The sequence below is a fragment of the Mycoplasma sp. 2261 genome (assembly GCF_053851575.1).
In genome coordinates, this window is the sequence record NZ_JBSQAX010000005.1 from 57,774 (window position 1) to 70,949 (window position 13,176).

Annotated in this window: 11 protein-coding genes and 1 other RNA gene; 9 read left to right on the forward strand and 3 right to left on the reverse strand. The window is 26.7% G+C overall.

All coding sequences use genetic code 4. From position 1 onward, the window contains the following. Positions 1-73: 73 nt before the first annotated feature. The 3 genes from ACWXVM_RS01680 to ACWXVM_RS01690 form a co-directional block, all read right to left on the reverse strand. On the reverse strand, positions 74-1,183 hold the full coding sequence (locus ACWXVM_RS01680; RefSeq protein WP_455994004.1) for an MHO_1580 family protein: 1,110 nt from the start codon (positions 1,181-1,183) through the stop codon (positions 74-76). Between the two features lie 183 nt (positions 1,184-1,366). Next, complete coding sequence (locus tag ACWXVM_RS01685) at positions 1,367-1,747, reverse strand: hypothetical protein (RefSeq protein WP_438340802.1); 381 nt, start codon at positions 1,745-1,747, stop codon at positions 1,367-1,369. A gap of 140 nt (positions 1,748-1,887) precedes the next feature. Further along, positions 1,888-2,436, reverse strand: coding sequence for an inorganic diphosphatase (locus ACWXVM_RS01690; RefSeq protein ID WP_438340803.1), 549 nt, complete (start codon positions 2,434-2,436; stop codon positions 1,888-1,890). 111 nt (positions 2,437-2,547) lie between these two features. Here ACWXVM_RS01690 and ruvA point away from each other — a divergent pair, with 111 nt between their 5' ends. The 9 genes from ruvA (at position 2,548) to ssrA (ending at position 13,041) form a co-directional block, all read left to right on the forward strand. Further along, on the forward strand, positions 2,548-3,159 hold the full coding sequence (gene ruvA, locus ACWXVM_RS01695; protein WP_455994006.1) for a Holliday junction branch migration protein RuvA: 612 nt from the start codon (positions 2,548-2,550) through the stop codon (positions 3,157-3,159). Continuing rightward, the gene (gene ruvB / locus ACWXVM_RS01700) at positions 3,143-4,090 is read left to right on the forward strand and encodes a Holliday junction branch migration DNA helicase RuvB (protein WP_438340805.1); all 948 of its coding nucleotides are present in this window, start codon (positions 3,143-3,145) and stop codon (positions 4,088-4,090) included. Before ruvA ends, ruvB begins: the two co-directional genes overlap by 17 nt. An 87-nt stretch (positions 4,091-4,177) precedes the next feature. Further along, positions 4,178-6,820 (forward strand): protein translocase subunit SecDF, encoded by a 2,643-nt coding sequence (secDF, locus tag ACWXVM_RS01705; protein WP_455994008.1) that lies wholly within the window; start codon positions 4,178-4,180, stop codon positions 6,818-6,820. A 15-nt stretch (positions 6,821-6,835) separates the two neighbouring features. Continuing rightward, entirely contained in the window at positions 6,836-8,095 is a 1,260-nt protein-coding gene (gene hisS / locus ACWXVM_RS01710) for a histidine--tRNA ligase (protein ID WP_438340807.1), read from the forward strand. 1 nt (position 8,096) lies between these two features. Then, positions 8,097-9,770: an aspartate--tRNA ligase gene (gene aspS / locus ACWXVM_RS01715; protein WP_455994010.1), complete on the forward strand. Its 1,674-nt coding sequence runs from the start codon at positions 8,097-8,099 to the stop codon at positions 9,768-9,770. Between the two features lie 14 nt (positions 9,771-9,784). Further along, on the forward strand, positions 9,785-10,027 hold the full coding sequence (secG, locus tag ACWXVM_RS01720; RefSeq protein ID WP_438340809.1) for a preprotein translocase subunit SecG: 243 nt from the start codon (positions 9,785-9,787) through the stop codon (positions 10,025-10,027). A gap of 12 nt (positions 10,028-10,039) precedes the next feature. Further along, positions 10,040-12,184 carry a ribonuclease R family protein gene (locus ACWXVM_RS01725; protein ID WP_455994012.1) on the forward strand — a complete coding sequence of 715 codons (2,145 nt, stop codon included), beginning with the start codon at positions 10,040-10,042 and terminating at the stop codon, positions 12,182-12,184. Between the two features lie 31 nt (positions 12,185-12,215). After that, positions 12,216-12,647: an SsrA-binding protein SmpB gene (gene smpB, locus ACWXVM_RS01730; protein WP_455966273.1), complete on the forward strand. Its 432-nt coding sequence runs from the start codon at positions 12,216-12,218 to the stop codon at positions 12,645-12,647. Between the two features lies 1 nt (position 12,648). Next, positions 12,649-13,041: a transfer-messenger RNA gene (ssrA, locus tag ACWXVM_RS01735) on the forward strand. The last annotated feature ends 135 nt before the right edge of the window (positions 13,042-13,176 follow it).

A 13,176-nucleotide genomic window follows, 5' to 3' on the forward strand; every position in this document is an offset into this window, starting at 1 on the left:
TTAGTTAATATATAGGCATAATGTTAAATTAAAATTTAGGCCTTTATTAATTCGAACCTAAATTTTAAAAAATTTATGAAGTTTTTATGTGTTTTTTTCAATTTGAATAATATAAATTTTGATATTCATCAGTTGTCTTTACAACTTGACAAAAAAGCTTGATTAATCCCTCGTTGGAATCAAAAAGTTTTTTGTCAAAATGGTCATAATATTTAATTTTGCTAATATTATTTATGATGTTTTGATTTAGTTGAAATTCTAATTTAACATTACCTTTAAATGTTGGTGAAATATGATAGCCTATAAGTCCGTCTGTTTTGGAACTAATAAATTCTTTCTTTTTACTATTTCAACTATTTTTATTATTTATATAGTAATCTATTGTGTACTTGAACTTGTTTATTTCGGTTTTTCTTGGTATTAATTCAGCAGTAATAAATCTATTGCCTTCTTCAATAGAGATACTATTTAAAAATTCTAACTGATATTGCCTTTTAGGAATGTAATATTGATCTGGACTCTTTAATTCAATCGTTTGTTGCATTGCTTTTTCTAAAAAATTATTTTGTTTTAGGTTAAAAAACTTCATATTGTAAATTAGGTTATTAGCATAAGCAACATTATTTTCAAAAATGTTTGTATATTCCCCAGTCTCGCCATCGAAGGTAATTTTTATAGATTCAATTAGCTCAAACTTCAAATCTTTTTCTTTAACATTAATATTATTAAAATCAACAACATTATTTTCTATTTTGAAATTAATAACAAAAGAAAGCTTGTTATAAAAATTAGCTCTTCACCTGTTATAAAAACTAACCTTTAGTTCCTTTAAATCTTCGAATTTTATTTCGCTTTTGTCTGCATATTTTGAAATGCGAAATTTTATCCGTTCATTTTCTAATTTCTCTAGATCTTGCACTTCAAGATCCTTATTATTTAATTGCAAAATTTTAATTCTTGAATTCTCATATGCTGATTTAGGAATCGTGAATTCAATAATTCATGTATTCTCTTTTAGGTTTCTTAAAATTAATATTTTACATTTTTGATCTTTTGTAAGTCCGATGTCTAAATTTCATCTATCTTCGACATTGTATGTTCTGACAGTTGCACTAATTTTCTCTTTATATTCAACAACTTCTTTTTGGTGTTCAATGTTTGAATAATTATAAATTGGTAGCATTAAATCCTCTCTATGCCTCTCTCATGGGCATAATAAGTACACCATTATTTTTTACTTTATGCTAATAAATGAAACTTTTGAAATCTTTTATTACATAAAAAAATATTTTGTTCTCATTTTTTGCCAAAATAAATAAAAGCCATATTTGCTATCTTTGCAAATAAGCTTTATTTGACTATTTTATTAATCGAATAAACATCAATATAATAAACTTTCGATAAATTTTAATCTTCGATAGAATGTGGATTTTGATATATTGAAGGTTTTTCAAGTTATGTTGCTTAGATCGTCTTTGAATAAAATTGTTAGTAATATTGAACGGTCCAATTGACTTAGACTTTTAATTAGTTTTATAACTAATTGTTTCGATCCGCTCGTAATTTCTAATCTTTGCAATCTAAGTTCTTCAAAATTTGCAATTTTTTTGGATAATTCCAGTTCAAGTCTAGTAATGTCTAATTCTAATCTAAAACTGCCATTTTCATTTTTTAAACCCACAAAATCCTTTAATAGTTTTAATAATATTGGTCTTATAATAAGGATATTTTTAAATCTTTGTCTCATTTTTTACCTTTCACCATTATTTTAATATTTTTTTTAGGAATTATAGGAATCTATGAAACTGAAAAAACATTTTATATTTATAAATATAAAAAAATTTTAAAGTTTCAAAAAAAATGTAGCATTTTTAGCAATGCTACATTTTATAGATATTTATCTGGGTGTAATTCTTTCATTTTTTTAATGAATTCCTCTTTAGTAAGAGAGCCGTATTTTTGCATTAATTCAACACATTCATTATATTCATTTTGCGCTCATTTTGCATCTTCAAATCCAGTTATGCTGGTAATATTTGGGCCTTTGAAGAATTTATAGTTTTTAAAGAATATTTCTACTGAATGTAGTCACATTTTATCCAAGTCATCTAATGATTTAATGTGATCAAGACGATAATCATCAGCATGAACAGCGATTAATTTAGTATCAGTTTCACCTGAATCAATCATTTTCATTGCTCCAATAATTCTAGCTTCAACTGAGACACCAGGCATAAAAATTTCAGGTGAATAAACTAAGACATCTAGTTCATCGCCATCTCAATCAAGCGCTTCTGAAAGGTAACCATAGTTTGCTGGATATCTAAAACCCTCACGCAAAATTCTATCAACTTTTATTTTTTTGGTTTTTCGATCATACTCATATTTAATATTTGAATTTTTAGGAATTTCTATATTTACTATTACATTTTTCATAAATAAAATTTTATCAATTTTTATTTTTTCTAAAAAATTTCCCTATTTTTTCTTAAAGTCGATGATTTTTAAAATTTCGCACTTATATTTGAATTCAGGAGGAAGAAAAAAATGACAATTTATTTATACGGAAAAATTGTACACACAAATACAAATTATTTTATTTTAGACCACAATGGTAGAGGTGAACTTATTTATGCGCCACAAATGAGTAGATTTAAAGCAGGGGAGGTGAGAAAAATATTTATATCTGAAATAAACAATGAATATTCTAGGGTGACATATGGATTTGACAATTTTAAAGAAATGGTAGTTTTTGAGGATTTAATTTCATTGCAAGGATTAGGCCCTAAAACTGCTATTTCAATATTAAATTCAGGTTGAGAAAATATTATTAATTATATTGCAAACTCTAATAAAGAAGAGTTAATAAAGGTACCTTATGTATCGCCAAAGATTGCTAATGCAATTTTGTTGACCTTAAAGGATAAATATATTAAATTTATTTCAAAGATGAGTGATGAAGAAATGCAAAAATTCAATAAAGTTTCAAAAAACAACACAGTTTTAAAAGAATTTGAAGAAACAATGAAAATGTTAGGATTCAAAAATAATCAGATCAGACTTGCTCTTGATAATATGGAATTAACGAACAATATTGAAGAATCTGTTGAAAATGCAATTAAAATAATTAGTCAAAAACAAAATGAAGCAAGAATTTAGAATAAAAAGTTTTGATAATTTTATTGGGCAAAATAAGATTACATCTACTTTAAAAGTGATGATAAACTCAGCACTAAAACAAAAAAGGCCTATTGACCATTTATTATTTTACGGGCCACCAGGATTAGGTAAAACTACCTTAGCTCAAATAATTGCTAATGAGACTAAAAGTAACATCATTTATGTGCAAGGGCCCCTAATTCAAAAGAAAAGTGATATATTAACTTTGTTTTCTTCGTTGCGTGAAAATGATATTCTGTTTATTGACGAAATTCATGGTATAAATAAGAATATTGAGGAATTATTATACTCTGCCATTGAAGATTATGTTATTGATTTGCCTGTTGGTGTTGAAGGTGATATGAAAATAATGAGATTAAATTTAAATAAGTTCTCATTAATAGGGGCTACTACAAAATTTAATTTAGTATCAAATCCACTAAAAGATAGATTTGGATATATCGGAAAATTATTGCCCTATAGTAACGAAGAAATTAAAGAGATAATCAGTAATTCAGCCAATAGAAATAACATTATAATCGCACCAGATGCAATTGAGGAAATAGCAAGAAACTGTCGATCTACTCCAAGGATTGCTAACAACTTATTAAAAAGAGTTTATGACTTTGCATTATTTCGAAACTTAAATCAAATAGAAGCAAGTTTGGTAAAGGAATCATTTGAGTATCTAGATATATATCCCGGGGGATTAAATATTTTTCAGGTTGAATATTTGAGTATTTTAAAAAATGTATTTAAAAATAAAAGTGCTTCTTTAGATACTATAAGTTCAATTTTAAAAGATGATAAGGTAACAATAATTAATGATTTAGAGCCTATTCTTTTAGTAAAAAAGTTCGTTGAAAAAACTGTTAGGGGTCGAAGAATAACCAGCGACGGAATTGAATATCTAAAATCAATTAATAAATAACTAATAAGTTTTTATGTTTTTTATATTTAAAACTTTATAACTATTAAAATATATTCAAAATATAACAATTATTATATAATTGTACCTATGAATAAAAAAAATAAAATTAGCCCTGCAATAAAATGAGTTTTTAGTATTTTTATATTTATTGGGATGTTGTTAGCATTTATTTTTGGTTCTATTTTTTATTTAACACCAACATTGAATAAATTTAATCGTACTAATAATGAAATTATCGGAACTAAAACAGTTTTAAAAATTCAAAAAAATAGCAACCAAACAAGTTCTAAAAACGAATTACAACCAAATAAAATTGCAGATATTGTAAAGCAGTACCTTCAAGAAAAAGGTGATAAATTAACTTCTAACTATGATGTTAATTTATTGTCTAATAATCTTATTGAAGTAAAAGATTTGTCAGCAACTGATGATAAATCCCAAAAACAGCTTTTAGACTCATTAATTAAAAAACCTAATTTAACAATTACCGATCATAATGGTAATCCATTATTTTATAAAGGTAGATATCAAGGTAATGAAAGCTCATTTCACGGGTTGAAAGAGCTCATTGATGAAGGGTCTCAAAATTTTAACATGGATTTAGATCCAAATCCCGCAAGTGATAAAATACCTGAGGGTTATGCAGATAGAATTCAAATTAAATTGAATAGTTATGCATGAGATCAATTTACACACCTTGCATATGATTATTTTATAAGAGGTTTTCAACAACAAGGACAAGGTCAAGATGACCCTAGCTCAAAAGTATACTTTTGGTTAAATTTGGATGAATTCATTCAAAATGCCATTCAAAATGATAGAGAAAATTGAGATAGAGCAAAAAATAATCCTGTTAATTATGCATATGCCAATAATAAAGCAGGTGATGATGTTACACGCGATAAGGACGGAAAAGTATTAAAGACGTTAAAACCAAGCTTAAAATATTCAATTAATGCCCAAAGATATTTAATTTCTGCAATATCTCCTATTTCATTGATTTCATCAAAAAAACGTGATTCAATATTTTACTTAATTAATAATATTTCTAATGGTTATTCAAATAAACAATTAACTTCTTTAATTAATTTCTCATATACACCATTTAAATTAGAAAAACAAACTTCTTATTTTATTACTAAATCATATAGACAATTTGATTCATATATCATTGCTATAGTTGTTATGTGAGCCGTTATGTCACTATTTTTATTAATAAAGTACAGACTACTTGGTGTAACTGCTAGTGTTACGTTGGCATTCTTGATATTTGTATTTTTATCAATCATAACTGCTTTTGGTGTAGTTATAAATTCAATAATTGGACTAACAGCAATTATGTTACTATTTATTGCATTTAGTTTATTAATTAGAAAATTGCACATCTTTGCAAAGGAAATTAAGGAAGGTTCGAATACTAACAAAGCTATAAATAAGGCGACAAAAAGGTCATTGATATCTGGACTTGATGTAGTAGCTGTTATAGGCATTGGGGCCATTTTGGCTTTCTATTTAAATATTAATCATTCTTCAACTATTGGTGCGTTAATGGGTATTGGCGCTTTGTTAATTTCTTTTATTGTTATTGGTTTAAATACCATATTGTTTAGACTTATAATTCAAACCGAATCGTTTGATAATAAGAAGTATTTGCTTTTAAGTGCAAATAAAAAAATACATAAATTTACTTTAAAGATTAATAATTTCTTTAAAGTAAGACTACTTATTATTCCTATTATCGCTATTCTTATGGTGTCAATATTAATATTTGGTTCCTTTTCTGGAATACAAAAGTCAGCATTATTAGGTTTTAATGTCGATTCTAATTTAAAATTTAAGTTTATTTATAGTGTTGGTTTAAATTTCAAAAATGGCGTTGATATTAGTGGACAAACTACTATATTAAATGAATTGCAAAATTTTATTATTTCTCATAATGAAGGTGTTTTAATCGAGAAAGTAAAAGCAAGTGAAAACGGATTAAATTCGCTATTAATTTATTCTAATATGGATATGAGCAATTTAATAAACAACGAATTGCTAAAGTTATTTAATTCAAAGAATTATGCAGATGTTACTTTAGTAACTAGCTCTAATGCTTTAGGAAATAACAGCATCGGGTATTCAACTGCCTGAATCTCTCTATTAATGCTATTAACCAATATTTGCATATTCATATATATCACAGTTAGATATTCAATGCAATCAGCAGTTATTTTTATAGTAAAACAAATTCTTTTGATTGGTTTAGTGTTAGGGATATTCATTATCTTTAGAACTAAAATTGATAATTTTGTGTTTGACGGTTTATTATTTGTTTCGTTTATCAATATTGTTGATTCAGTAATCAATTCATCAATCATAAAAGATGAAATTTTAAAAGATACTAATACCAAGAACTTTATTTATAATCCAACCCAGGTTCATAATATTATCAAAATATTAATAAGTGATACCTTTACTATTCAAACATTTAATGTTATTTTGGGATTTGTATTATTATCATCAGCTCCATTCTTGCTTGTGAGTGTATCGTTTAATGCAATATTTTCACTTCAATTAGCATTGTTATTTACTTGATATTTAAACATGTTTATTATTCCAAGACTATTAGAACATTTAATTAATTTAAGATATAAAAATAAACACAAAAGAATTGAAAATGATTTTTGAAAAACAGAAAAAATCCAAGAGCAAACCTTTATTGGTATTAATGATTTTTCGATGTAATTTAGTGAGGAATATATGTTCAAAAGATTAAAAGGCACACAGGATATTTATAATAAAGAGGCTAAAATACTAAATTTTATTCGTAAGACTTTTGAGGGAATAAGCAAAAAATATAATTTCCAATTTATTGAAACACCAATTATTGAAGACTATAATCTTTTTATAAGAGCAGCTGGTGAAACTAGTGACATTGTAACAAAAGAAATGTATGTTTTTCGCGATAACGGCAATAGAACTATTAGCTTAAGGCCTGAAGGCACAGCATCAGTTATTAGAGCATATATCGAAAATAAGATAAATAATTTTACAAAGGCAAAATTATTTTACTTTGGTCCTATGTTTAGATATGAGCGACCACAGAAGGGTAGATATAGACAATTTATTCAAGGTGGAATTGAATTAATCGAAAAGAAATCAGTTCTCTCTAATTTTGAGGCAATTAAATTTGCTAATGATTTCTTAAATGATTTAAAAATAAATGATTCTATTTTAGAAATTAATAATCTTGGTAGCATTGAAAGCAGAAATAAATATATTGCATACTTAAAGGATTACTTTTTAAAATACAGAGATCAACTAAGTGAAATTTCAAAAATTAGATTAGAAAAAAATCCCCTTAGAATTCTTGATGATAAAGAGGAAAATAAAAAAGAATTTGTAATGAATGCTCCTAAATTACTTGATTTCTTAAGTTATAATGAAAAGCAGGAATTTAATGAGTTGTTAATTTTGCTAGATAAATTTAATATTAGATATAAGGTTAATCCATATTTAGTGCGAGGATTGGACTATTATACAGATATTGTCTTTGAATTTGTTTCAGATTCGAAGGCTCTTGGTTCGAAATCAACAATTCTTGCTGGTGGCAGATATGATGGAATGGTTGAATCTTTCGGCGGCCCTATGATCGGATCGATCGGGTTCGCTTTCGGCGTTGATAGAATATCTAACATAATTGCTTATAACATTGACAAATACGAAGAGATAAAAGAAGATTTAGATATTCTTATAGGTTATATAAATGATCACGAAAAAGATGAAATATTAAAAATCGCTTATGATTTAAGAAAAGAGTACAACATTGAATTCATTAATGAAAAATGCTCAGTTAAACAACTTTTTAAATTAAATTATCAATTAAAACCTAGAATGCTCATATTTAAGGAATTAAATTCAAAACATCAAGAAATAAAAATAAAAATTAAAGATATTGAAATTATTCATAAATACCATGACATCAAACAATTTCAAGAGATAATAAAGGATGTAATATAAAATGAAAAAAATATATTGTGCAGATTTAGATATAAATAATATAGGTAATAGTGTGGAACTGTTTGGTTGAGTGGCGACTAAGAGAAAATTTAAGAATCAAATGTTTGTTGATTTGAGAGATTCTAGCGGTATCATTCAATTGGTGTTTGTTAATATTTCTGACCCACTTTTAACCAAAGAAAGTTGCATTAAGGTTAATGGTATCGTTAAGAAGCGCCTTGATGCTAATGCAAACTTAAAAACAGGTGAAATTGAAGTTTTAGTTAATGAATATCAAATTCTTAATTCATCTAAACAAATCCCTTTTGATATTGAAGATGATAAGAATAATTCTGCAAATGAGGATTTACGTCTAGAATATAGATTTTTGGATATTCGAAATAAAAAAGTATTGAACAATCTTAAAATTAGACATAAATTATCGCTTTATATTAGAAATTTTTTCGATAAGAAAGGTTTTATTGAGGTTGAAACACCTATTTTAGCTAAATCAACTCCAGAAGGCGCAAGAGATTACCTGGTGCCAACAAGAAAAAAAGGAAGGTTTTTTGCACTACCTCAATCACCCCAATTATTTAAACAATTATTGATGGCTGGAGGTGTTGAAAAATATTTTCAACTAGCAAGAGTTTTTAGAGACGAGGATTTAAGAAAGGATCGACAACCAGAATTTACTCAATTAGATATTGAAATGTCTTTTGGCTCGGAGGAAGAAATCTTTGCATTATGTGAGGAAATGTGAGCAGAAGTTCTGGGAAAATTAGGCTATAATATTGAAACAAAATTTCCACGAATGGATTTCGAATACTCAATGAAACATTATGGAAACGATAAACCCGACACAAGATATCCATATTTAATTCAAGATTATTCAGAGGAATTGAGTGATAAATTCGGAATGAAATATGTAAAGGGTATAATATTTGACCGGGATGTTAATGAGCATATTGATATAATTAATGAAATTTTTTATAAGAATGGTGGCGAGTTTTTTGAAACATTAGATTTAACTTGTCCATCATGTGAAGTTAGCAAACACCTTGCAACAAAAAAAGAGTCAACTCATTTATCAAACCCGATCGCTTTAATATCGGCCGGTAACGATGAAGAAAATGTTTTAAAAGCCTTGGGTGCAATAAGAACGCTATTGAATGAGCTATATAAGTTAGCAGATCCAAATAAATTAAACTTTTTGTGAATAGTTAATTGGCCAATGTTTGAATTTGATAAGGAAACTAATTCTTATGCTCCTGCACATCATCCGTTTACTCAATTTGATGAATCTACTGTTCATTATTTGAAAAATGATGAGTTTAATAAGGTTAGAGCTAAATCATATGATTTAGTTTTAAACGGTTTTGAGCTAGGTTCTGGATCGATTAGAATTCATGATCTCAATATTCAAAAAATGATTTTTGATATTTTAAAAATATCAAAAAAAGAACAACAATCAAGATTTGGCTTCTTCTTAAAATCATTTGAATACGGCCTACCACCGCATTGTGGCATTGCATTTGGTATTGAAAGAGTTTTAATGATTTTAACTAAATCATTATCCATAAGGGATGTTATTGCTTTTCCAAAAAACGCAAAAGGTGTAGATTTACTTACCTCAGCGCCATCAGAATTAGCAAAAGATCAACTTGCTGAGTATGGGATAGAAATTAAAAGTTAGGAGAAAATAATATTATGGTATGAGCATTAGTTGTAATTCTTTTAATAATATCCTTAGGTATTATAGGAATATCGTTTATGATGGCCCCAGATTCTAATAGTTTTAGCGGTGCACTTGTTGGTAGCAATGATCTTGACCTATTTAAAATTTCAAAAGAACGCGGAATTAAAAAAGTTCTTAAATGGTCGATGATTTCCTTAGGTATTTTAATGTTTATATTTGCAATTATTTTGCGCGTTGTTTGACAGCAAGGTTAAAACTTACATATAATGAACAATAAATTTTTTAAAAATTTTAAAAAATTAGACTCAGTTGAGATATTAAAATTCATTCAATCTCATCCACAAGGTTTAAGTTTTTTGGAAATTGTAAAAAAATTAAACATACATCCATCATTAAATACTGATTTATCATTAATACTTAAAAAATTGGAAGAAAACGAAAAAATCGAATACAAGAGGGATGGTTCCTATATTCCTATTTTTTATCTTACAATGGTCGAAGATATTGTTGCAATAACTAATAAAAGATTAGGTTTTATTGATTTTATTGACGCTAATGATGAATTGAAGAAAAAATCTGCAATTTTATTTCCATTTGAAACAAGAAATCTACTTGATGGTGATTTAATAGAGGCCAAAATTTTCTATTATTATAACGATCAAAATGAATTGTTATATAAGGCAAAAATTACAAAACTATTAAAACATAAAAAAAATATTTTGATAGGAAATTTCTTAAGATCGCATAATGGGAAGATTTATTTCGAAGCATCAAATGATCGAGATAAAGGAAAGTTTGAGATTTTTAATTTAATGAATATACCTAAAAATATAAATAGAGATGATGTTGCTGAGGTTTTTGTTTTAGAACCAAATGAAAAAAATATTGCTATTAAGTTTAATAGAATTATTACAAATATTAATTCTTTTGAATTTCCATTTGCTAAAATTCTCGCAGAAAATGAAGTTAGCCAGAAATTCAATGATAGTGTTCTTCTAGAAGCTTCCAATATGCCTACATCTGTTAGTGATCATGAAATTAAACAACGAAAAGATTTACGCAGTTTATTAACTGTTACTATTGATGGTCTAGATACAAAGGATTTTGATGATGCAATATCATGTTTTGTGTTACCTAATGGTAATACAAAACTTTATATTCATATTGCGGATGTTTCTTATTATGTAAAAGAAGGAAGCAAAATTGATAGTGAGGCATTGCTTCGAGGTACATCAATTTATTTGCCAGGTGAGGTTATACCTATGTTACCTTATGAATTATCTAATGGAATTTGTTCATTAAACCCTAATGTCGATAGATGTACTATTACACTTGAGTTAGAAATAGATAAAGAAGGTAATAATGTTAAAAAAGATATTTATGAAAGTGTAATTAATTCTAATTATCGCCTAACTTATAATGAAGTGAATGATTATTTTAATAAAAAGATAAATGTATCATTAGAATTAAAAAAATTAATGGATGATTCGCAAAGAATATCAAAAATTATTCGACAATATAAGATCAAAGAAGGTTATGTTAATTTTGAAATTAAGGAACCAAAGTTAATTATAGAAAATAATAAAGTAGTAGACATCAAAATAAGAGAGGATGGCGAAAGTGAAAATATGATTGAAGATTTTATGGTTAGAGCAAATGAAACAATAGCGGAAATGATGTTTGAAAACCATATCCCTTCAATATATCGTGTTCATGATAAACCATCTGATGATAAGCTTTTTGAGCTTCAAGAGCTTATTAAATTTGCACATTTAAATAATATATTGGTACCTTTTGATGGAAACCCATTAAGTTTTTCAAAAATGGTAAATAAATTAAAAGAAAAGGGATTGGATGATTATATAAAAAATGCTTTTCTTAGAACAATGCAAAAAGCAGTATATTCATCTAAAAATATCGGTCATTTTGGTCTTGCTTCTAAATATTATTCACATTTTACCTCACCAATAAGAAGATATCCTGATCTATTATTGCATCGTTTAATTAAGAAATATTTGTTTGCTCGTAAAAAAAATAGCGATGAACAGTTTTCGGAGGAATCTAGTAAAATTGAGCAAATTGCGCTTATGAATTCTGAAAGTGAAAGAACGGCAATGACTGTTGAAAGAGACATTGTTGATATTAGAAAAGCTGAATATTTTGAATCACTAATCAATAAGACATTTGTTTCTACGGCCGTTTCTATTGAAAAATTTGGAGTATTTTTTAATATTAACGAATATCAAACAAGTGTTTTAATAAGATTTGAAGATTTGAATGATAATGTTATAAAAATTTCCAATTATGAAGCTAAAGGCGACCGCCTTTTATTCAAGGTTGGCCATAATTATAAAATAAAAATTATTGGAATTGAAAGAGAAAAGGGAAATATTAATGCGTCTTTGTGTTAATATTTCTTTTTTTGATCTTATAATATTATTTATGCCAAAGTTAATTATAAAAAATAAATTTGCTAAATTTGATTATGAGATTCATAGTACTTATGAAGCAGGAATTTCATTACTTGGTTGAGAGGTAAAAAGTTTGAGGGCACAAAATGCAAAAATAGATAATGCTTTTTGCTCTATTAGCAACAAAAATGAGGTTTGGATTAATAATTTGTATATTTCTCAATATATGCTAGTTAAGGGCGAATTGGATAGATCAAGAAAATTATTGATGCATAAAAAAGAAATTTTGAGAATAAGTAATTTAATTGATAGATTAGGCTTAATAATGGTTCCCCTTTCGATTTATTGAGTGAATAATTATATAAAAGTTGAAATTGCTCTGGCTAAAAGATTAAAAAAATACGATAAACGTGAAAAAATTAAACAAGAAGAGCTAAAAAGAAACCTTAGAAAAATATATTAACGGGGATGTAATGGCTTCGACAAATATTTACGTATTTCAATTGCAGTGGTCTTGTAAACCATAATACTTCTAGGCTTTTTAAATGCAAACTTAGAAAACAAAAAAGAAAAAGACTACTTCATGACAAACGTTATGAATCGTCAATTAAATCCAGTATTTGCTTAATTAAAATCTGGTCAAAATCTTATAATGTGGCCCGCATTTAAGAATTTTGTTGTGTTGGGCTTGATTCAGTACTGTTTCAGTTAAGGGCTGAATGACTCAAATAAACTGACACCCTTTTAATTTTTTTTCTATTTTAATTAAAACTGGTTTAGCATAAAAATAGAATAAACTGTAGATATTGAAATATTACAATGTATGGACCGGGGTTCAATTCCCCGCATCTCCACCAAATGTAAATACACTAGCATGATGCCTTGGCATCATGTTTTTTTGTTTATGTTAAGAATCAATTATAAAAATAATTAGATAAAAATTATAGTAAAAATTTTTATTAGACAAATAGCAATATTAATAACTAAATAAG